The 19716-nt window shown below is 70.2% G+C and carries 17 protein-coding genes and 1 tRNA gene; 6 read left to right on the forward strand and 12 right to left on the reverse strand.

Annotation, left to right across the window (positions count from 1 at the left end; genetic code table 11):
• Positions 1-889, forward strand: an 889-nt coding sequence (locus tag V7D63_RS07320) for an alpha/beta hydrolase (RefSeq protein ID WP_333591611.1), incomplete at its 5' end; no start/stop codon positions are given.
• A 144-nt stretch (positions 890-1033) separates the two neighbouring features.
• Positions 1034-1711: a bifunctional 4-hydroxy-2-oxoglutarate aldolase/2-dehydro-3-deoxy-phosphogluconate aldolase gene (locus tag V7D63_RS07325; protein ID WP_333591612.1), complete on the forward strand. Its 678-nt coding sequence runs from the start codon at positions 1034-1036 to the stop codon at positions 1709-1711.
• A 31-nt stretch (positions 1712-1742) separates the two neighbouring features.
• Here V7D63_RS07325 and V7D63_RS07330 read toward each other — a convergent pair whose 3' ends face one another.
• The 11 genes from V7D63_RS07330 to cpdR all read right to left on the reverse strand — a co-directional run bounded on the left by V7D63_RS07330 (position 1743) and on the right by cpdR (position 14273).
• Complete coding sequence (locus tag V7D63_RS07330) at positions 1743-4580, reverse strand: M16 family metallopeptidase (protein ID WP_333591613.1); 2838 nt, start codon at positions 4578-4580, stop codon at positions 1743-1745.
• A gap of 83 nt (positions 4581-4663) precedes the next feature.
• Entirely contained in the window at positions 4664-5149 is a 486-nt protein-coding gene (locus tag V7D63_RS07335) for a periplasmic heavy metal sensor (RefSeq protein ID WP_333591614.1), read from the reverse strand.
• Positions 5150-5157: 8 nt separating this feature from the next.
• The gene (locus V7D63_RS07340) at positions 5158-5583 is read right to left on the reverse strand and encodes a hypothetical protein (protein ID WP_333591615.1); all 426 of its coding nucleotides are present in this window, start codon (positions 5581-5583) and stop codon (positions 5158-5160) included.
• A gap of 1 nt (position 5584) precedes the next feature.
• Positions 5585-6145 carry an RNA polymerase sigma factor gene (locus V7D63_RS07345; RefSeq protein ID WP_333591616.1) on the reverse strand — a complete coding sequence of 187 codons (561 nt, stop codon included), beginning with the start codon at positions 6143-6145 and terminating at the stop codon, positions 5585-5587.
• Positions 6146-6210: 65 nt separating this feature from the next.
• Complete coding sequence (locus tag V7D63_RS07350) at positions 6211-6777, reverse strand: EF-hand domain-containing protein (protein WP_333591617.1); 567 nt, start codon at positions 6775-6777, stop codon at positions 6211-6213.
• A gap of 63 nt (positions 6778-6840) precedes the next feature.
• Entirely contained in the window at positions 6841-9723 is a 2883-nt protein-coding gene (locus V7D63_RS07355) for a bifunctional [glutamine synthetase] adenylyltransferase/[glutamine synthetase]-adenylyl-L-tyrosine phosphorylase (RefSeq protein ID WP_333591618.1), read from the reverse strand.
• Positions 9720-11150, reverse strand: a complete 1431-nt coding sequence (locus V7D63_RS07360) for a sensor histidine kinase (protein WP_333591619.1) — start codon at positions 11148-11150, stop codon at positions 9720-9722. Before V7D63_RS07360 ends, V7D63_RS07355 begins: the two co-directional genes overlap by 4 nt.
• 8 nt (positions 11151-11158) lie before the next feature.
• Positions 11159-11830 carry a response regulator transcription factor gene (locus V7D63_RS07365; RefSeq protein WP_333591620.1) on the reverse strand — a complete coding sequence of 224 codons (672 nt, stop codon included), beginning with the start codon at positions 11828-11830 and terminating at the stop codon, positions 11159-11161.
• 90 nt (positions 11831-11920) lie between these two features.
• A complete protein-coding gene (locus tag V7D63_RS07370; protein WP_333591621.1) occupies positions 11921-13501 on the reverse strand; it encodes a trypsin-like peptidase domain-containing protein in 1581 nt (526 codons plus the stop codon).
• Positions 13502-13724: 223 nt separating this feature from the next.
• Positions 13725-13799: transfer RNA gene (locus V7D63_RS07375), tRNA-Val, on the reverse strand.
• A gap of 114 nt (positions 13800-13913) precedes the next feature.
• Positions 13914-14273, reverse strand: coding sequence for a cell cycle two-component system response regulator CpdR (gene cpdR / locus V7D63_RS07380; RefSeq protein ID WP_333591622.1), 360 nt, complete (start codon positions 14271-14273; stop codon positions 13914-13916).
• Between the two features lie 111 nt (positions 14274-14384).
• Between cpdR and V7D63_RS07385 the strand changes: the two genes are divergently transcribed.
• A complete protein-coding gene (locus V7D63_RS07385) occupies positions 14385-15221 on the forward strand; it encodes an N-formylglutamate amidohydrolase (protein ID WP_333591623.1) in 837 nt (278 codons plus the stop codon).
• A 234-nt stretch (positions 15222-15455) separates the two neighbouring features.
• Here V7D63_RS07385 and V7D63_RS07390 read toward each other — a convergent pair whose 3' ends face one another.
• On the reverse strand, positions 15456-16142 hold the full coding sequence (locus V7D63_RS07390) for a DUF599 domain-containing protein (protein WP_333591624.1): 687 nt from the start codon (positions 16140-16142) through the stop codon (positions 15456-15458).
• A gap of 114 nt (positions 16143-16256) precedes the next feature.
• Here V7D63_RS07390 and ppa point away from each other — a divergent pair, with 114 nt between their 5' ends.
• From ppa to V7D63_RS07405, 3 genes are read left to right on the forward strand one after another with little or no spacing between them, the layout of a single operon-like run.
• On the forward strand, positions 16257-16805 hold the full coding sequence (gene ppa / locus V7D63_RS07395) for an inorganic diphosphatase (protein WP_333591625.1): 549 nt from the start codon (positions 16257-16259) through the stop codon (positions 16803-16805).
• Between the two features lie 34 nt (positions 16806-16839).
• Positions 16840-18723 carry a cobaltochelatase subunit CobT gene (gene cobT / locus V7D63_RS07400; RefSeq protein ID WP_333591626.1) on the forward strand — a complete coding sequence of 628 codons (1884 nt, stop codon included), beginning with the start codon at positions 16840-16842 and terminating at the stop codon, positions 18721-18723.
• The gene (locus V7D63_RS07405) at positions 18720-19700 is read left to right on the forward strand and encodes an esterase-like activity of phytase family protein (RefSeq protein WP_333591627.1); all 981 of its coding nucleotides are present in this window, start codon (positions 18720-18722) and stop codon (positions 19698-19700) included. The genes cobT and V7D63_RS07405 overlap by 4 nt, the downstream gene beginning before the upstream one ends.
• The last annotated feature ends 16 nt before the right edge of the window (positions 19701-19716 follow it).

Here is a 19716-nt window from a genome sequence, read left to right on the forward strand (position 1 = left end):
CTCGCATTTGATGAAGACGAAGATGGCGGTCATCATGGCGGCGGGTCCTTCCGGCGGTCGTGAAGGCTGTCTAGCGGATGGATGCGTGGCGGGTAAGGTCGATCTGGAGACCCAGTACAACAACCGCGCCCTTGTGCCCGACCATCCGGCCGTCATGGCGATGTGGCGCGACCGGGCCGAGGCGGCGCGCGCGGCCCATCCGCCCGTGGAAATCGCCTATGGCGACGGCGCGCGCGAAGTCATGGACCTGTTCGCGGCGGGACCGGACGCGCCGGTCGCGGTCTTCCTGCACGGCGGGTATTGGCAGTCGCTGGACAAGGACTGGTTCGGCGGCGTCGCCCCGGCCCTGCTGGCCCACGGGATCAGCGTGGCGATCCCCAGCTATGACCTGGCCCCCGCCGTCCGTGTCGGCCAGATCGTCGGCCAGATGCGCCGGGCGGTGGAGACGATCCGCACCCGCACCGGCCGTCGTCCCCTGATCTTCGGCCATTCCGCCGGGGGTCATATGGCGGCGGCCATGCTGAGCGAAGGCCGGGCCTGCGCCGTCGTGGCGATCTCGGGCGTGTTCGACCCGGAGCCGTTGATCGAGACCTCGTTGAACGCCGCGCTCGGGCTGGATGTGCTGGAGGCGCGCGCCCTGAACATCCTGCGCTGGCCGGCGCCGAACGGGGCGACGCCCGGCGGCACGGTGCTGGACTGCCTGGTCGGCGGCGACGAAAGCGCCGAATTCATCCGCCAGAGCCGCGACATGGTCGAGACCTGGGGCGCGCAGGGCGTGGAGACGCGGTTTCAGGCCCTGCCGGGGCTGAACCATTTCACCGTGCTGGACCCGCTGTTCGACGCGGACAGCGCCATGGTGAAGCGGATCGCGGCGTTGGCGAAACAATAAGTTCCGCTCATCCCCGCGAAAGCGGGGACCCAGTGCTTTCGTGGAGCACGCTGCCTGGGATAGGCTACGGAGCGATCATGGTTCGACCGGTCGCTCAAAGATCTGGGTCCCCGCTTTCGCGGGGATGAGCGGGATTAGAGACCAATGCCCCACGACCGCCTGACCGTCCTGACCGCCCTGGAAACGCAGGGGATCGCGCCGGTCTTCTATCACCCGGACGTCGAGGTCTGTCTGAACGTCATCCGCGCCTGTGCGCGTAGCGGGGCGCCGGTGGTGGAGTTCACCAATCGCGGCGACTTCGCCTGCGACCTGTTCGGCGAGATCGCGCGCGAGCTGCAAAAGACCGACCCGGACATCATCCTGGGCATCGGTTCGGTGATCGATGCGGGCACGGCCGCCCTGTTCCTGAACCGGGGCGCGCGGTTCGTGGTCAGCCCGTGTCTGGTCGAGGACGTGGCGCGGGTCTGCAACCGGCGCATGACCGCCTATTTCCCCGGCTGCGGCTCGGTGACCGAGATCGGCCGGGCGCATGAACTGGGCTGCGAGATCGTGAAACTGTTCCCCGGCGCCAGCGTCGGCGGGCCGGACTTCGTCAAGGCGGTCATGGGTCCCATGCCCTGGACCAAGATCATGCCCACCGGCGGCGTCGATCCCGACGAGGCCTCGATCGCCAAATGGTTCGGCAGCGGCATCGTCGCCGCCGGCATGGGGTCCAAGCTGATCACCGACGCGGCGGTCAAGGCCGGCGACTGGGCCGGAATCGAGGATCAGGTGCGAACCGCCGTTCAGGCCGTGGCGGCCTTCCGCGCCCGACAGGGCTGACGGGGACGGCGAACCGCCCCCGCCCCTGTTCCTACTGAAGGCCCAGCGTCGGGCTGCCCAGATTGAGGTCCGCGGCGCGGATCACCTGCAATTGCGGGTGTTTGGCGCGCAGGGCGTCCAGGAACTGCGAGGCGTCGCCGACGACCACCACATAGGCCTTGTCCGAGCCGACGTGATCGATCACCGCCTGACGCAGGCTGGCCGCATCGGTGGCGGCGATCCGTTCCGGGTAGGCGGCGACGTCGGACAGGGGCAGGCCCTGCTGGACCGTGGACGCCAAGACCCCGCCCAGGCCGCCCGTCGTCTCCAGCGCCCGCAGATAGTTGCCGGTGACGAAGGTCTCGCGCTCGCCGACGCGGGCCTCGGTCACGGCCTCGGTCTTCAGCCGGTCGAACTGGGTCAGGACCAGATCCACCACCTCGGCCGCGCTTTCGTTCTTGGTCTGGGTGGCGGCGGCCAGCAGGGCGTGGTCCGCGCGCGACCCCAGGGACGAACGGGCGCCGTAGCTGAGACCGCGCAGATTGCGGATCTCATGGAACAGGAAGCCGCCCTGGCCGCCGCCGATCACGGCGTTGGCCACCGACAGCGGATAGAAGTCCGCCTCGGTTCGGCGCGGCGCGCGCACCCCGGCGGCGATGGCGGCCTGACCGGCGCCCGGCAGGTCGACGACCACGATGCGCGGCGCCTCGCCCGCACCGGCGCGGCCGGTGACGGTCGGCAGGGCCTGGGCGGGCTTGTCCCAGGCGCCGAAAGCGCTCTGGGCGAAGACGAAGGCCGCCTCGGCGTCCATGCCGCCGGTGATGATCAGGGTGGCGTTGTCCGGCCGCCACCACTGGTCGTGATAGGCCTGGACCTCGTCACGGGTGATGGCCGCCAGCGAGGCCTGGGTTCCGTTGGACGGCGCGCCATAGGGGGCCGCGCCGAAGGCCACGCGCTGGAGAACCGCATCGGCCAGATAGGCCGGATCGCGCATGGCGACCCGCAGGCCGTTGGCCGCCTGGCTGCGCGACCGCTCCAGCTCGGCCGGGGCGAAGTCGGGCCGCTCGATCATGTCGGCCAACAGGCCGCCCAGAGCCTCGGCCGAGGCGATCGGCGCCGAGGCCGACACGGTGACCGCATCGGGACCGGCCCCACCGAACACCTGGGCGCCCATGGCTTCCAGCCGCGCGGCGATCTGGGGCGCCGTCTGACCGGCCGCGCCGCGACGCGCCAGGCCGGTGGTGAAGTCGGCCAGGCCGGGACGGTCGGCCGGATCGGCCGAGGCCCCGCCGTTGATCACCAACTGGGCGCTCATGATCGGCAGGTCGGTCGATTTGGCGACGATGACGCGCAGGCCGTTCGGCAGGGTGCGCTCATTGATGGCCGGGGCGGCGACGGCCCGCGCCTGGCCCAGCGGCGGCGGCGCCATGCGCTGGCCTTCCGGCAGCAGTTCATTGGGCGGCAGGATGGCCGGCGGCACGGTCAGATAGGTCGGAACCGGAACCGGATTGCGCCAGCTATCCTCAGCCACATCGGCCGGGCGCTGGCTTTCGTCGCGGTATTCCACGGTGACGCGGACGTTGTCGTTCAGGAAGCGACGGGCCACGCGCTGGACGTCGGCGGCGGTGACCCGCTGGATGGCGGCGACCCGTTCATCCGGGGCGTTGGGGTTGTTCTCCGACACCAGGGCCTGGCCCAGCAGGAAGGCGCGGCCGTCGGGCGTCTCGCGCTGGCGCAGGTCCTGGGCCAACAGTTCGGTCTTGGCCTCGGCCAGTTCGGCCAGGGTCACCGGCTCGTCGCGGACACGGGCCAGTTCGGCGTCCAGGGCGGCCTGTACGGCGGCCGGCTCCTTGCCGGCGGCGGCGGTGGCCGTGACATCGATAGAGCCGTCCTCCTCCATGGCGTCGACGCTGAAACCGGCGTTGACGGCCAGTTGCTGGCGATAGACCAGCGACTGATACAGGCGCGAGCTTTGCCCCCGGCTCATGATGGCCGACAGCACGTCCAGAGCGGCGTTGTCGGGATCACTGGCCGCCGCGCCGGGGTAAAGGGCGCCGACGGCCGGCAAGGGCACGTTCGGCGCATAGGCCGTGACGTGGCGCGGTCCCGTGCGTGGCGCCTCGACCGGGCGCTCGAACACCGGCACCGGCCGATCCGGGTTGCGGATGGCGCCGAAATACCGATCGACCAGCCGATCCAGCTCGGCCGGATCGAAATTGCCCGACACGATCAGCGTCGCCTGGGCCGGGCGGTAATAGGCTTCATGGAAGGCGCGGGCGTCGTCGATGACGGCCGAATCCAGCTCTTCGATCGAACCGATCACGCTGCGCCGATAGATGGAGTTGTCGAAACTGTTGTCGCCGATGACGAACCGCTGGAAACGGCCATAGGGCGGAGCCAGCACGCGCTGGCGCAGTTCTTCCTTCACGATCGAGCGCTCGGCCTGGAACACGGCCTCATCGACCACCGGCTCGGCCATGCGTTCGGCGTGCGCCCACAGCATCCGCTCCAGATACTGGGGCGGCACGGTCTCGTAGTAGTTGGTGAAATCCTGGCCGGTCGAGGCGTTGCGGCTGCCGCCGGCGTTCTCGACCATGGTCGAGATCTGGCCATAGGGCAGGTTGGTCGTCTTGCGCGACAGGATGTGCTCGAACAGGTGGGCGAAACCCGAGCGGCCCTGAGGGTCGTCCTTGCCGCCGACGTTGTACCACATCTGGATGGTCACCGTGCCCGCCGACGGGTCGGGCATGGCGTAGACGTCCAGACCGTTCGACAGTTCGCGGTGGGTGAATTGCAGCGGCGGCGGCGTGATGGCGGCGTCTTGCGCCAGGGCCGGGGCGGCGGTGGTCAGGGCCAGGATCGAGGCGCCGATCAGAGCAAGGCGTTTCATGACGACGGGTCCGTTTCTTGATGATGCGGGCCGCACCCTATCAGGGCCGCCCCGAGGCGACAGTTACGAGCGTGTAATGCGGGTCAGCTTGCGGGCGGCGTTTCGGGCCGATGGCGCGGCGGCTGGCCGCGCGAGCCTCGACGCGCCAGCATCGGCGCCATGGCGGCGCGGTCGGCGGGCGACAGCGAGCCGAGCACCGCCAGGGCGTCGCCCTCCAGCCGGGCGCGGCCGCGCATCTCGGCCAGACGCGACTGCTCCAGCAGCGACTGCACGGCGACGGCGTCGAATTCGGCGGCGCTCGCACGGGCCACGGCCTCGCGGCGGGCGGCGCGGGCGGCCTCGAAATCCGGTTTGGCGGCATGGGCCGAGGCGCGCAGGGCCTCGCGCACGCGCTCGCGTTCCGCCTGGGGCAGGCGTTCAGCCATGACCATGACCGACTGGCCGCGACCGGGCCGGGCCTCGGCCTCCACCTGCCGTTCGACCTTGGCGCGGCTGGCGTAGAGCGCCACCCCGCCCGCCACGGCGAACAGGTTCAGCGCCACCGAAATCCCCAGCAGGATCTTCAACATCCGTCCGCTCACCCCAACACCTCCGCATCGTCGATGACGCCGAACGAGGCCTGGGCGTACACCGCCTCGGCCCGCGCATCGGCGGTCATGTGCGTGGTCAGGGCCATGCCCGACAACGCCCCGGCGCACGTCGCCGCCGCCAGTCCGGCGCCCGCCAGCCAAGCCAGCGGCCGCGACAGGCCGAACACCGACGAACGTCCTCCTCGCCCGGCCTGGATGGCCGAGGCCAGCACGCGATCATGCAGGGCCATGGACGGGCGCGGATTCGGCGAGGCGTCCAGCCAGTGATCGAGATCGGCCGCGGCTTGAAGCCCGGCGCGCAGATCGGGACGCTCGGCCAACAGCCGCTCGGCCGCCGTCCGTTCGTCCTGGGGCCAACGGCGCGGCGACGCGCCATAGGCTTCGATCAGCCGTTCCAGCCGCTCGGCGTTCATCTCAACCTCCTCCAGCGCCCGGCGCGATGTCCGCCAGGGCCGTTCGCAACGCTCTGCGTCCACGTGACAACAGGCTTTCCAACGCCTCGACGCTGACCGTCATCAGACGCGCGGCCTCGATGTTGGTCAGTTCTTGATAATGGCACAGAACCAGGGCCTCCCGCTGACGATCCGGCAGGGCGGCCAGGGCGGCCTGGACCCGACGACCGGTGTCGGCGGCCATCAGGCCCCGGTCGGGCGCCGGACCCTCGTCGGGCCGTTCGGGAGGCGCCTCGGTCGGAATCTCGCGCCGCCGCCGCAGCCGGTCGTAGCAGAGGTTCAATCCGACCCGGTGCAGCCAGGTGTCGAACCGCGCCGCACCCGGCCGCCAGGCCGGCGCCTGTCGCCAGGCGCGCAGCATGGCTTCCTGGGCCACGTCCTCGGCCTCGGCCGGATCGTTCAGCATGCGCTGCGCCAGGGCCAGCATGCGCGGCAGTTTGCGCGCGACCAAGGCCTGGACGGCGGCGGGATCGCCGCGTCCGACCCGACGCACCAGATCCTCGTCTGGATCCTCTACCGCCAAGCAGGCTGACCTCTTCCAGAACCGAAAGGGTCGGCCCGCCCTTGCCGGCCGACCGGCGCATCATCCTACTCCGAAGCGGGCGCCGTCGGCGACGGGCGGCGCATGTCGCGACGATGCTCGCGACGCTGCATCCGGCCGTCACGGCGCTCCTCGGCCGTCAGATAGCCGTCGCCGTCCTTGTCCAGACGGGCGAAGGCCTGGGTCATCCGCTCGCGGGCCTGGGCGACGTCGATCGTCCGGTCGCCGCGCGGAGACGCCTCGCCGGCCGGGCCGCGGTGCATGCGGCGCACGCCCTGGCCCATGCGGGCGCGGGGCGCACGGTCGGGTCGCGCGTCGAACTCGGCGCGGCTGATCGCACCATTATGGTCGGCGTCCAGCCGGGTGAAGGCGGCGTCGCGGCGCTGGGCGACGCGGGCCTGCATCGCGGCGCGGCGCTCGTCCGGCGTGATGGAGCCGTCGCGGTCGGCGTCCGCCGCGGCCATGCGGTCCAGACGCGACAGGAATTCGGCCCGACTGACGCGGCCGTCGGCGTCGGCGTCGATGCGCGGCGCGCGTTGCGGCGACTGGGCGGAGGCGGCGCCGGCGGTCAGCAGCAGGGCGGCGGCGCAGGCGGTGATCAGAACGGTCTTCATGGACAGGCTTCCTTTCAAGGAAACGCCCCCCGAGGGCTTTGCATCAGATTGAACGTCGCCCGATCAGATCTCCGTCGCGGAACGCGGCAGGGCGGCGTCGAAGGCGTCCAGAGCCGCCTGACGGGCCGCGATCAGCCGAACCTTCAGGGTCTCGAAATCCATGCAGTCGACGGCGGCCGCCAGCCTCTGGCGGAACTCTCCCGGTTCGCCTTCGGGATCGATGTCCTCGTCCGAGGCGCAGGCCAGCAGTTGCCGAAGACCCTGTTGCAGCCGCCAGGCCTCGGCCGGTTCGGGATCGCCCGTCAGAGCCTCCAGGGTCGAAACCGTCAGCGCCCCGCCCGAGACGGCCGCCTGAAGCTGACGGAACTGGGCCAGGAACTCCGCGTCGATCTGGCCCCCGCGCGACAGTTTCAGATCCCAGAAACCCCACGGTCCCCGCTCGCGCGCCATCAGCTCGCGCATCCGCCGGATATCCCCGGCCAGGTCGGCCTCGGGACGCGGCCGCCGCAGGGCCTGTTCGATGGAGGTCTCGACCGCCGCGCCGAAGGCCGCGTCCGAGGTCCAGACCAGCCGCGCCCGCGTCAGGGCCATGAACTCCCACGTATCGGCCTCGACGGCGTAATAGTGGTCGAACGACGACAACCGCACCGCCACCGGTCCCTTCGATCCCGTCGGCCGCAGGCGCATGTCCACCTCATACAGCCCACCCTCGGCCGTGTGCGCCGACAGGGCCGCGATCAGCCGCTGGGTGAAGCGGACGTAGAAGACCTCGGGACTCCAGCCCTTGCCCGCCGACATCGCCTCGGGCGGCGCGTCGTACAGGGTGATCAGATCCAGGTCCGAACCCGCCGTCATCTCGCGCGAGCCGGTCTTGCCCAGGGCGACCACGGCGACCGAACCGGCGATGGCGCCGCCCTGCCGCTCGACATCGCCCAGGGCGGCCGGGGCCAGGGCGCAGATCACGGCGTCGGCCAGATCGGCATAGGCGCGGCCCACGGCCTCGGGTTCGGCCAGGCCGGTGATGGTCTGCATGCCGATGCGGAACACCTGCTCGCGATGGATGCGGCGCACGGCGTCCATGGCGCCCTCGAAATCCCCGGCCGAGGCGGCGTCGGCGGTCAGTTCGGCGATCACGCCCGAATCCTGATCCAGGTCGCGGATGAAGCGGGCGTCCAACATCCCGTCCAAGGCCGCCGGACGCCGCCCCAGCATCCGCGCCAGTCTCGGCGCGAAGGCCATGACCCGCACCACCAGCTCGAACAGATTGGGCTGGTTCAGGAACAGGGCCTGCACCTGCACCCCCGCCGACAGGCCCGAGAAGAAGACGGCGAACCGTCGGAAGGCGGCGTCGGCCGCGCCGGTGTCGGCCACGGCGGTCAGCAGCTTGGGCGCCAGCCGGGTGAACAGTTCGCGCCCCTGGGCCGTGCGCGTCGCGGGGATGCGGCCGTGGTGCCAGCTTCGGATCGTGTCGGCCACCGTGGCCGGCTCGGCGAAGCCCATGCGGCCCAGCGTCAGCAAGGTCTCTGGATCATTCTCCACCCCGGTGAAGACCAGGCTGCCATAGGGCGAGGACAGATCCTCCTCATCCTCGAACAGCTCGCCGTAACGGGCGTTGACCGCCGTCAGCAACGTCTCGATCCCGGCGTCGAAGGCGGCCAGGTCGCCCTCGCCCGCCAAGGCGGCGACGGCTGTGCGGCGCACGGGGTCGACCGGCAGGGTGTGGGTCTGTTCGTCGTCTAGCATCTGCACCCGATGCTCCAGGGCGCGCAGGCGTCGATAGGCGTCCGTCAGCGCCGAGGCCGTCTCGGACGACACATGACCGGCGACCACCAGGCCCGCCAGGGCCTGGAGCGTGCGGTTTGAACGCAGGGACGGATCGCGCCCGCCCAAGATCAGTTGCTGGGTCTGGGCGAAGAATTCGATCTCGCGGATGCCGCCGCGCCCCAGCTTCAGATTGGCGCCCGCCGCCGCCAGCCCCTCGCCGGTCTTGTGCACATGGATCTGGCGCTTGATCGACTGGACGTCCAGCACGGCCTTGTAGTCCAGGGTGCGCCGCCAGACGTAGGGGACCAGGGCCTTCAGAAAGTCTTCGGCGGCGGCCATGTCGCCCGCCACGGGCCGGGCCTTGATGAAGGCCGCCCGCTCCCAGTTCTGACCGACGGATTCGTAATAGGCCAGGGCCATGGGCGCCGCGACAACCGGCGGGGTCGAGGACGGGTCGGGCCGCAGCCGCAGATCGACGCGGAAGACATAGCCGTCGGCCGTCCGTTCGCTGAGCAGCCCGGCCCAGGCCTGGGCCAGACGATCCAGGAACCGCTGCGGCTCGACCCCCTCGGCCAGAGCCGGGATCAGGCGGTCGGGGTCGTAGAACAGCGACAGGTCGATATCGCTGGAGTAGTTCAGTTCGTTCGCCCCGTGCTTGCCCATGGCCAGGCCGAACAGGCCGGGCGCGGGTCCGGCCGGATCGTCGGGCGAAGAGATCAGCTTGCCCCGCTCGCGCTGCTCGCCCGCAACCGAGACCAGGGCCACCCGCACCGCGGCGTCCGCGAACCGGCTGAGCGCCCCGGTGACGGCGTCCAGATCCCAGACCCCGCCCAGGTCGGCCAGCGCCGTCATCAGATGCAGCTCCGCCTTCAGCCGCCGCAATGGGGCGCGGATGTCGTCGGGGCGTCCGATCAGGGCGCGGGTGCGCTCCAGCAGATCGTCCAGACGAGCGTCCGGCTCGGTCTCCAGCACCTCGCGCAGCATGGCGGGCCAGCGACGCGCCAGCCCGGCCAGATAGGGTGAGGCCGAAAACACCGGCGCCAGGGCCGCCCAAGACCGCTCCAGCACGGGCGTCCAGCCGCCCTCGTTCGCCGCCTCGGCCAGACGTTCGCGCACCCGTTCCGCCGCCGCCGCATCGACGACCGGCCCGCACGGCTGAAGTCGAATCGCGAGGATCGTCACGACGCCGCCGTCGGCGCCGGAGCTGGCGGCAGCACCATGGCCACGCGCAGACCCGGCCCGAAGCCGTCATGGACGCCCGGTCCCTCGTCCAGCATCAGCCGCCCGCCATGCGCCTCGATCACCGCCGTGACCAGCGACAGGCCCAGCCCAGAACCCGCCTCGGTGCGGCTGTTGTCCAGACGCACGAATCGCTGGGTCACGCGCTCGCGGTCCTCGGCCGGGACGCCCGGCCCGGTGTCGGTGACCGAGAACTCGACCTCGCCCGACGAGCGCCGCCGCGCCCTCAGCTTCACCGCCCCGCCGGCCGGGGTGTATTTGACGGCGTTGTCGATCAGATTGGCCAGGGCCTGGGCCAGGAAGGGCTGGTTGGCCTCGATCAACAGGCCGCGCTCGATCTCGGCCGAGAACTCCATCTGCTTCTCCTCGGCGGCCGGTTCGTACAGTTCGGCCATGTCGGCGGCCAGATCGGCGGCGTCGAACACCGCCGGGTCCGGCGTCCGGCCCGCCGCCGCCTGCAACCGGGCGATGGCCAGGACGGTGTTGAAGGTCTTCAGCAGCGCATCCGCCTCGTCCAGTGCGATATGCAGGGCCTCGACCCCGTCGGTCTTGCCGGATTCGGCGTCGATCAGCGCCACCTCCATCTTGGCCCGCATCCGCGTCAGGGGCGAGCGCAGGTCGTGGGCGATGGCGTCCCCGGCATGGCGGATCGAGGCCATGGACACCTCCAGCCGATCCAGCATGGTGTTCAGCCCGGCGCCCAGTTCGTCCAGTTCGTCGCCCGAGCGCCGCACGTCCGCGCGTGCCTTCAGATCGCCGTTCTGAACCGCCTGAACGACGCGATTGAGCCGCCCCATCGACCGTTCGACGTTGCGGCTGACGATCAGCCCGCCGCCCGCGCCCAGCAACAGCACCAACAGCATGGCCGCCCACAGCGCCTGGGTCAGCCGACCGAGGTAGGCCTCGGTGTCGCCGATGTCCTGACCCACGAACAGGACCTCGCCGCCCGACATCTGCATCTCGACGCCGATCGACTGACGGTTCTCGACGCGGCCTTCATCGTCGGTGGCGGTCAGGCGGAAGGTGCTCCAGCGCCCCGCCCCCGCACTGTCGGTGCCCTCGAAGGGCGATTCCGAGACATTGCCGGTGATGACCTTCCGCTGGGCGTCCATCAGCAGATAGAGGTTCGGCCCGCCCCGGATCGACCGCTCCACCAGCGCCTGGTTCAGGGCGTCGACGCCGCGCGCGCGATACAGCGACGCCAGCACCCCCACCTCGCTGCGCACGTCCGCCTCGGCTCGCGCCCGCGCCTCGGTGGCCGAGGCCACATAGACCCAGGCCAGCACCGAACCCGCCGCCGCCACGAACAGCGCCAGGAACAGCAACGTCAGCCGGAAGGGCGTGCGGCGAAAGAGGGAGGGGAATTTCATCGGGAGGCTTAGGCCTCCAGCCGGTACCCCGCGCCGCGCACGGTCTGCAGCATGGCCTTGTCGAAGCCCTTGTCGATCTTGGACCGCAGGCGGCTGATGTGGACGTCGATGACGTTGGTCTGGGGGTCGAAATGATACTCCCACACCTTCTCCAACAGCATGGTGCGGGTCACCGACTGGCCCGCGTGGCGCATCAGGAACTCCAGCAGTTGGAACTCGCGCGGCTGCAGGTCGATCTCCCTGCCCTCGCGGTGGACCGTGCGGGCGATCAGGTTCATCTCCAGATCGCCGACCTTCAGCATGGTGGCGACCGATCCGGTCTCGCGCCGACGCGACAGGGCCTCGACCCGGGCGATCAGCTCGGCAAAGGCGTAGGGCTTGACCAGATAGTCGTCGGCCCCGGCCTTCAGGCCCGTGACCCGGTCCTCGACCTCGCCCAGGGCCGACAGGAACAGCACCGGCGTCTGGTCGCCGTCGCGGCGCAGGGTCTCAACCATGCCCACCCCGTCCAGTCGCGGCATCATCCGGTCGACGACATAGACGTCATAGCCGCCCTTCTGGGCCTCCAGCAGGCCGAAGGCACCGTCGACGGCGTGCACGGCCTCGTGCCCCGCCTCGCTGAGACCGCGCATCATGGCGGCGGCCGCCTCGGAGTCGTCCTCGACCACCAGAATACGCATGGTTTGCAGCCCCAATTGCAGAATCGCCGCCGATGTTAGCGCATCGGCGACGATCCCGTCAGTTACGGCTTTGTCAGCCCTTATCGCGCCTCAATCGGCGGCGGCGGGCAGCTCCAGAACCACCGAGCGGTTGCCCTGGTCGGTGCGCACCAGAAGGAACAGAGTGCCGCGTCCGGCGCGGCGCGCGGCGGCGACCTGCGCCTTCATGTCCTCGACCGAGTTCACTCGTGCCTGCCCCGCTTGGAAGATGACGATGCCAGCGGTGAAGCGGCGGTCGCCGCCGCGCGCCACGCCGGTCACCACCACGCCGCTCACATCGGCCGACAGATTGTATCGTTGGCGTAGGGCCGGGGTCAGATTGGCCAGGTTCAGTCCGGCCACGACCTCGCCAGAAGGCGCCGACGGCTTGGTCGGCTCGGCCGATCCTTCGTCTGCTCCCGCCGCGCGGTTGTTCAGCACGCTTTCCGGCGGACGGGCGGCGGCGCGGATGTCGACGCTCTGACGCCGCCCTTCACGCAGAACGTCCAGACGCACCGTCTGGCCGGGAGCGATCTGCGCGACCTCGCGGGTCAGCTCGGTATTGCTGCGCACGCGCCGCCCGTTGACCGACATGACGATATCGCCGTCGCGCAGGCCGCCCCGCGCCGCCGGGCCGTCCGCATTGACGTCCATGACCAGTGCGCCGCGATCCTCAGCCGTCAAACCGGCGCCCAACGCCTCCTCACGACCGAAGTCGGCCACCGTGACGCCGATATAGCCGCGCTCGATCTGCTCGCCGCGCATCAGCCGGTTGACGATGGGCTTGGCGACCGAGACCGGGATGGCGAAGCCGATGCCGACCGAGTTGCCGGTCGGTGAATAGATGGCCGTGTTCACCCCGATCACCCGACCATAGATGTCGAAGGTCGGCCCGCCCGAATTGCCGGTGTTGATGGCCGCGTCGATCTGGATGTAGTCGACGTAGTTGCTCTGACTGGCTTCGGGCACATTGCGGCCCTTGGCCGAGACGATGCCCGCCGTGGCCGTGCCGCCCAGGCCGAAGGGATTGCCCACGGCGATGACCCAGTCGCCGACGCGCGGGTCGTTCTCTTCCTCGAAACCGACGAAGGCGAAGTCGTTCCCGTCCACTTTCAGGACGGCCAGGTCGGTCGCCTCGTCACGGCCGACGACGCGGGCCTGCAGCTCTCGCTGGTCCGACAGGACGACGGTGATCTTCTCGGCGTTCTCGATCACGTGGTTGTTGGTGACGATATAGCCGTCGCGGCTGATGAAGAAGCCCGATCCGGCGCCGCGGCCTTCGATCGAATTGTCCTCTTCTTCACCGTCCTGGCCGCCTGATTGCGGCTCGGCGCCGCGCGGGATCGGCACGGCGAAGGGAAGGCCGGGGATCTGCATCGCGCCGCCCTGGCCGCGCGGGCGCTCGATGCGGGTCTCGGTGTTGATCTGGACCACGGCTGGGGCGACCTGATCGAAGATCTGGGCGAAGGACAGAGGTGCGCCCTGCGGCGGCGCGAAGGCCAGTCCGGCGGCTCCGGCCGAAGGCACGATCCGCCCCGCCTGAACGCTCTCGGCATGGGCGCCGGGCCAGGTGATGACGCCCCCGGCCGTGGCGGCGGCGGCGAAGGTCAGGCCCACGGCCGCCCCCAGGATGAACTCCTTGCGCTTCAGCATACTCGTCCTTCGATCCCTGATCTGGCGGGCCGGGCGGGCCGCCGCTCTTGTTCATATAGACCGCCCGCGGCGCACGCCAACCGACGCCGCCCGACGGATGTCGAAGAGTTGAGCCGCATCAGGGTTCGTCATAGGGCGAGGATGAGGCAGGACGGCGCCCGTCGCACGCGCATGTGTCGTCGCTGAAACAGACGGCGGCGGTCGGCTGGCGATGTCGGAGAGATGGTGGACGCGACAGGGATTGAACCTGTGACCCCTACGATGTCAACGTAGTGCTCTCCCGCTGAGCTACGCGTCCGCCGAAACGGCCCTGAGGATGCCCCCAGGGCGGGAAGGCGCGGTCTATAACCCAGCGGCTTCGCCGACCGCAAGCATCAATAAGGACAAATCGTCATGGACGAAGGGTCCTTATTCAGGCCGCCGCCACCATCTTCTCGACCTCGGTGACCAGGTCGCGCAGATGGACGGGCTTGGACAAGACCTTGGCCTGGGGGCTGGCCTGGGCCGCCGACAGGGCCACGGCGGCGAAACCGGTGATGAACATGATGCGCAAGCCCGGCTGGCGCGCGGCGGCCACGCGCGCCACCTCTATGCCGTCGGCGCCGGGCATGACGATGTCGGTCAGCAAGAGGTCGTAGGGACCGGCGTCCAGGGCGTCGATGGCGTCGTCGCCGTTCTCGCAGTCGACGACCTCATGGCCCGCGCGCTCCAGCGCCCGGGTCAGAAAGCCGCGCAGCGAGGCGTCGTCCTCGGCCAACAGAATGCGCGCCATGCGATGGTCCCCCGAAAGTCTGAACCGAAGCTAAGGCCGGAACGGTAAACCAGCCATGAAAAACAACGCCTCGGCGACTTACCGGTCTGTGGAAAGCGGGTATGAGAGACCATGAGCCAGGGGGACGGCGCGGCCGCAGCTTCGGATCAGCCGGTCTTCACCGTGACGCGCCCCGACGGCGCGCCCGGCCCGTTCGTCTTCGCCTCTCCGCATTCGGGCGTGGTCATCCCCGACGACATGGGCGCCGATCCGGCCCTGACCAGTGTCGAGATCAACAGCGCCGGCGACGCCCTGATGGACCGATTGATCGCCGCTGGGCCGACGCACGGCGCGCCCGTGATCGCGGCGCGGATCGCTCGGGCCTATGTCGATCTGAACCGCGCACCCGAGGATCTGGACCCCCTGCTGATCGACGGCGTGGACGCGGCGGGCGGTCCCAAGACGGCGGCCGGTTACGGCGTCATTCCGCGCCTGGCGGGCACGGGCGCGCCGCTCTATGCGCGGCGGCTGACGGCGGCGGAGGCGGATGGACGACTGGTCCGCGCGCATGCGCCCTATCACGCGGCCCTGGCCGATCTGATGCGGGCGGCCAAGGCGGCGCATGGGCGGGCGGTGCTGGTGGACTGGCATTCGATGCCGGGCAAGACGGGCGGGATCGAGGTGGTGCTGGGCGACCGGCACGGGACCAGTTGCCGCGCCTTGCTGACCCGGCGGCTGAAGACGCTGTTCGAGAAACAGGGGTTCAGCGTGGCGCTGAACCACCCCTATGCCGGCGGCTGGTCGACCCAGGCGTGGGGTCGCCCCGACGAAGGCTATGAGGCGATTCAGATCGAGATCAGCCGCGCCCTGTATCTGGACCCGCGCACGGGCGGGCCGTCGGCGGGTTGGGGACGGTGCGCGGCGGCCCTGAACCAGGTCATCGCGGCCTTGCCGGTCGGTCCTGGATGAAAAAAGAGCCGCGCCCGAGGGCGCGGCTTTGAAAAGTCTATAGGGAGGAAACGCCCAGGAAGGGCATGACGCTCAAAAGCGTCACCCTCAGGCTAGGTTGCAGCGCACAATCCGTCAAGCGCGATTTCCGCCGCCCAAGTCACCTAATGTAACCAAACTCGGCCATGAAGCCGTCATGTAACCGATTTCATCGGTCGAATTTGGCGCGAACTGTCGATATCGCAGTTGCGAAATCTATGGATGGCTCAGCAGGCGGCGGGCGTCGCGGATGGCACGGGCGGCGGGCGATCCCTCCTGGCGCCACAGCATCAGGGAAAAGGCCGCCACGACCCCGACCGCCAGCCAGATCGGCCCGAACAGCCAGGCCGCCGCCGCCAGCGAGAAATAATAGGCCCGCACCCCCTGGCTGAAGGCCGACAGGGCGGGGTTCAGGACCCGGCTGACCGCCTCGCCATAGGCCGTGCGATCCGCCCCCTCGGCCACCTCGGGCGCCGAGCCGATCAGGGCGATGGTGTAGTTCATCTGGCGGATCGACCAGATGAAATCCAGCAACCCCCGCGCCAGACAGGCCATGACCAGGGCCAGCTTGCCTTCCAGCAGCTTGACCGGCACCCCCTCGGCCCCGACCGCCGCCAGGCCGCGCAGAGCGCTCTCGCCGCCGAACAATATGCCCGCCACCGCCGCGATCAGCAGCAGGTTGGTCGAGGCGAAGAAGGAGGCCGAATTGATGGTGTGGCCCATCAACTGGCTGTCCAGCAGCCGGATTTCGCGGTGGGTCATGGCCGTCATCCAGGCCCGCCGCACATGCACCATGTCGGCGTTCAACGACCCGGCCCAGCGCGCGACCAGGGCCAGCACCGGCCCATAGCCGAGCCAGCAGAAGAAAAAGAGGATCAGGGCGGTCCAGTCCAGCGTGGTCATGTCCTTCTCCTGCCGTCAGATCACGGCCCAGGGCAAGCGCCACGCTTGCCTGTCTCGACGGGGAAGCTTATCACGGCCGCCTCCCCTTTTCGCAGTTGCACAATAGAGTCCGCCATGAACCTCGACGCCATTCCGGTCGGCCCGAACGCCCCGTGGGACGTCAACGTCGTCATCGAGATCCCGGCCGGCGGCCTGCCGGTGAAGTACGAGATGGACAAGGCCTCCGGCGCCCTGTTCGTCGACCGTTTCCTGCACACGGCCATGTACTATCCGGGCAACTACGGCTTCGTGCCGCACACCCTGTCGGACGACGGCGACCCCTGCGACGTGCTGGTGATCAACCCGACCCCGGTGGTGCCCGGCTGCGTCATCCGCGCCCGGCCGATCGGCGCCCTGCTGATGGAAGACGAGGCGGGCCGCGACGAGAAGATCCTGGCCGTGCCGGTCGACAAGCTGAACCCCTTCTATTCGGGCGTCGCCAGCTATCGCCAGCTTCCGGCCATCCTGATCGAGCAGATCGAGCATTTCTTCACCCGCTACAAGGATCTGGAGAAGGGCAAGCGCGTCGACGTCAACCGCTGGGCCGACGCCGGCGAAGCCGCCGAACTGATCGCCGCCGGCATGCGCGCCGCCGAAGCCAAGCTGCGCGGCGAAGCGGCGTAAGCTCTCCCTCTCCCAATGGGAGAGGGATGCCGCTATGCCTGCCTCCATGTCCGCCGACACGCCCGCAGAGACCTTCAAGCGCGCCCTGGCCCATGCCGCGCGCGCGCTGGCCGAGCAGTCGGAGCTGGAGGTGGCCTTCGGTTCGGACGGGCCGCGCCTGGCCAACGGCGTCCTGACCCTGCCGCATCCGCCGCGCGATCCCTCGGGTCCCGAGAGCGCGGCCTTGCGCGGCCAGGCCGACCGGCTGGCCCTGCGGCTGGCCAATCACGACGAGACCCTGCACGCCCGCCTGCGGCCCGTCGACACCCGCGCGGCCGAGGTGTTCGAGGCGGTCGAACAGGCGCGGATCGAGGCGGTCGGCTCGCAATCCTTGGCCGGGGTGCGGGCCAATATGGACGCCGCACTGCTGACCCGGTTGGAGAAGACCGGCGCCCTGCGCGCTGACGCCGAGCGGGTGCCCCTGTCCGAGGCGGTGGCCCTGATGCTGCGCGAGCGGGTGACGGGCAGGAAGGCTCCCGGCGGCGCGGGCGCCATGGTCGATCTGGTTCGGCCCGAGATCGAACGCAAGGCCGGCAAGGCCCTGGACGCCCTGGCTCAGGCCGCCGCCGACCAGGGCGAGTTCGCCCACCGCCTGAAGGACGTGCTGCGCGATCTGGAGCTGGACCCCGGCGACGGGCGCGGCGAGGACGCCTCCGACGATCAGGGCGACGACCAGCCCGATCCGCAAGAGCCGGACGCGGCCGACGATCAGGACGAAGAGGAAGACGGCGGCGAAGGCGGCCAGTCCATGGACGGCTCGGCCGACGATCAGAGCGCCGAACAGGAACGCGACAGCCGCCCCGACGGCGCACCGGCGGAACCCGACGGCGACGCGACCGACGACGGCCCGGACCTGAACGAGGGCGCCCTGCCCAACCGCACCCAGACGGCCGACGACGGCCGCACGGTCGACGCCTATCGCGTCTTCACCACCGCCTATGACGAGGTGATCGAGGCCGCCGACCTGTGCGACCCGATGGAGCTGGACCGCCTGCGCGCCCTGTTGGACCAGCAGTTGGCCGTGCTGTCCTCGGTCGTGGCGCGCCTGGCCAACAAGCTGCAACGCCGCCTGATGGCCCAGCAGAACCGCAGTTGGATGTTCGACCTGGAAGAGGGCGTTCTGGACACCGCGCGCCTGACCCGGATCATCACCGACCCGACCAGTCCGCTCAGTTTCAAGGCCGAGAGCGAAAGCCCGTTCCGCGACACGGTGGTGACCCTGTTGCTGGACAACTCCGGCTCGATGCGCGGACGGCCGATCATGGTGGCGGCGGTCTGCGCCGACATCCTGGCGCGGACGCTGGAGCGGTGCGGGGTCAAGGTCGAGATCCTGGGCTTCACCACCCGCGCCTGGAAGGGCGGCCAGAGCCGCGAGGCCTGGATCACCGCCGGCAAGCCCGCCGGTCCCGGCCGCCTGAACGACCTGCGCCACATCATCTACAAGGCCGCCGACGCCCCCTGGCGCCGCGCCAAGAAGAACCTGGGCCTGATGATGCGCGAGGGGCTGCTGAAGGAGAACATCGACGGCGAGGCCCTGTTGTGGGCGCACGACCGGCTGATGGCCCGGCCCGAGGCGCGGCGCATCCTGATGGTCATCTCCGACGGCTCTCCCGTTGACGATTCGACCCAGTCGGCCAACGCCGCCCTGTATCTGGACAAACACCTGCGCCAGGTCATCGCCGAGATCGAGGACCGGTCGCCGGTCGAGCTTCTGGCCATCGGCATCGGCCATGACGTGACCCGCTGGTACCGCCGGGCCGTCACCCTGGTCGATGTCGAGCAACTGGCCGGGGCCATGATCGAGAAACTGGCCGAACTGTTCGACGCCGAGGCCGCCGCCCCGACCCGTCGCCGCCCGCAGAGGAAACGCGCCGCATGATGTCGCTTCGCCGCCTGGCCGGGGTCGCCCTGGCTCTGTCGCTGGCCGCCTGCGCGGGCGGGCCGACCACCGGCATCCTGCCGTGGACCGGCGCCCAGCCCGGTTGGACCGCCGCCGCCGCCGAGAGCCGACCGGTCGGCCTGGGCCTGGCCGGGGGCGCGGTTCTGGCCGACGGCGTCGTCTTCGCGGGCGGGGTCGAGATCGCTCTGGCGCCGGATTCGCCGCTGCACAGCCTGTCGGACCTGAAATTGACCGGCGAGCGCGGCTTCATCAGCGTCACCGACGCGGGCGATCTGGTGCGCGGGTCCCTGCGGCTGGACGCGGCCGGACGGCTGACCGGGGTCGACGCCCTGCGTTATCGCCGCCTGACCCTGCGCGACGGCGCCCCCATCGTCGAAAAGGCCGACGGCGACGCCGAGGGCCTGGCCTTCACCCATGCGGGCGACCTGCTGATCAGCTTCGAGCGCGACCATCGCATCTGGAACTACGGCCGGGCCGAGGCGCCCGCCGCGCGGCCGACGCCCGTCGCCATCCCCGACTTCGCCTTCCCCCTGAACGACGGCATGGAAGGGATCGCCGCCTCGGACAGGGGCTGGGTCGCCGCCGGAGAGAACGGCGGGGTCTGGACCTGCGACGGCTCCGGCTGCATCGCCCTAACCGCGCCGCCCGCTACGCCCCTGACCGACCGCGACTTCCGCATCACCGGCATGGACGAGAATCCGTTCGGCGACGGCTGGTACGTAGTCCAGCGGTCCTTCACCCCGCCCATCGACGCCCGCGCCCGGGTGCGCTGGATGCGGGCGAACGGCGAACTGGGTCCGGTGCTGATCGAGCTGAAGCTGCCGGGCACGACCGACAATTTCGAGGGGATCGCGGCCGAACGGCGCGGCGACGGCGTGCGCCTGTATCTGCTCAGCGACGACAACGGCAATCCGCCGCAACGGACCCTGCTGCTGGCGTTCGACCACAGTCGCTAAATCCTCCCCCGGCAGG

The organism is Brevundimonas sp. (assembly GCF_036732845.1).
In the GTDB taxonomy this organism is placed as follows: domain Bacteria; phylum Pseudomonadota; class Alphaproteobacteria; order Caulobacterales; family Caulobacteraceae; genus Brevundimonas.

What these genes read in the sequence shown, in the direction of transcription:
- V7D63_RS07325 (WP_333591612.1), top strand. Translation starts at nt 1,034, where the DNA reads ATGCCCCACGACCGCCTGACCGTCCTGACCGCCCTGGAAACGCAGGGG.
- V7D63_RS07330 (WP_333591613.1), bottom strand. Translation starts at nt 4,580, where the DNA reads ATGAAACGCCTTGCTCTGATCGGCGCCTCGATCCTGGCCCTGACCACC.
- V7D63_RS07335 (WP_333591614.1), bottom strand. Translation starts at nt 5,149, where the DNA reads ATGTTGAAGATCCTGCTGGGGATTTCGGTGGCGCTGAACCTGTTCGCC.
- V7D63_RS07340 (WP_333591615.1), bottom strand. Translation starts at nt 5,583, where the DNA reads ATGAACGCCGAGCGGCTGGAACGGCTGATCGAAGCCTATGGCGCGTCG.
- V7D63_RS07350 (WP_333591617.1), bottom strand. Translation starts at nt 6,777, where the DNA reads ATGAAGACCGTTCTGATCACCGCCTGCGCCGCCGCCCTGCTGCTGACC.
- V7D63_RS07360 (WP_333591619.1), bottom strand. Translation starts at nt 11,150, where the DNA reads ATGAAATTCCCCTCCCTCTTTCGCCGCACGCCCTTCCGGCTGACGTTG.
- V7D63_RS07365 (WP_333591620.1), bottom strand. Translation starts at nt 11,830, where the DNA reads ATGCGTATTCTGGTGGTCGAGGACGACTCCGAGGCGGCCGCCGCCATG.
- V7D63_RS07370 (WP_333591621.1), bottom strand. Translation starts at nt 13,501, where the DNA reads ATGCTGAAGCGCAAGGAGTTCATCCTGGGGGCGGCCGTGGGCCTGACC.
- cpdR (WP_333591622.1), bottom strand. Translation starts at nt 14,273, where the DNA reads ATGGCGCGCATTCTGTTGGCCGAGGACGACGCCTCGCTGCGCGGCTTT.
- V7D63_RS07385 (WP_333591623.1), top strand. Translation starts at nt 14,385, where the DNA reads ATGAGCCAGGGGGACGGCGCGGCCGCAGCTTCGGATCAGCCGGTCTTC.
- V7D63_RS07390 (WP_333591624.1), bottom strand. Translation starts at nt 16,142, where the DNA reads ATGACCACGCTGGACTGGACCGCCCTGATCCTCTTTTTCTTCTGCTGG.
- ppa (WP_333591625.1), top strand. Translation starts at nt 16,257, where the DNA reads ATGAACCTCGACGCCATTCCGGTCGGCCCGAACGCCCCGTGGGACGTC.
- cobT (WP_333591626.1), top strand. Translation starts at nt 16,840, where the DNA reads ATGCCTGCCTCCATGTCCGCCGACACGCCCGCAGAGACCTTCAAGCGC.
- V7D63_RS07405 (WP_333591627.1), top strand. Translation starts at nt 18,720, where the DNA reads ATGATGTCGCTTCGCCGCCTGGCCGGGGTCGCCCTGGCTCTGTCGCTG.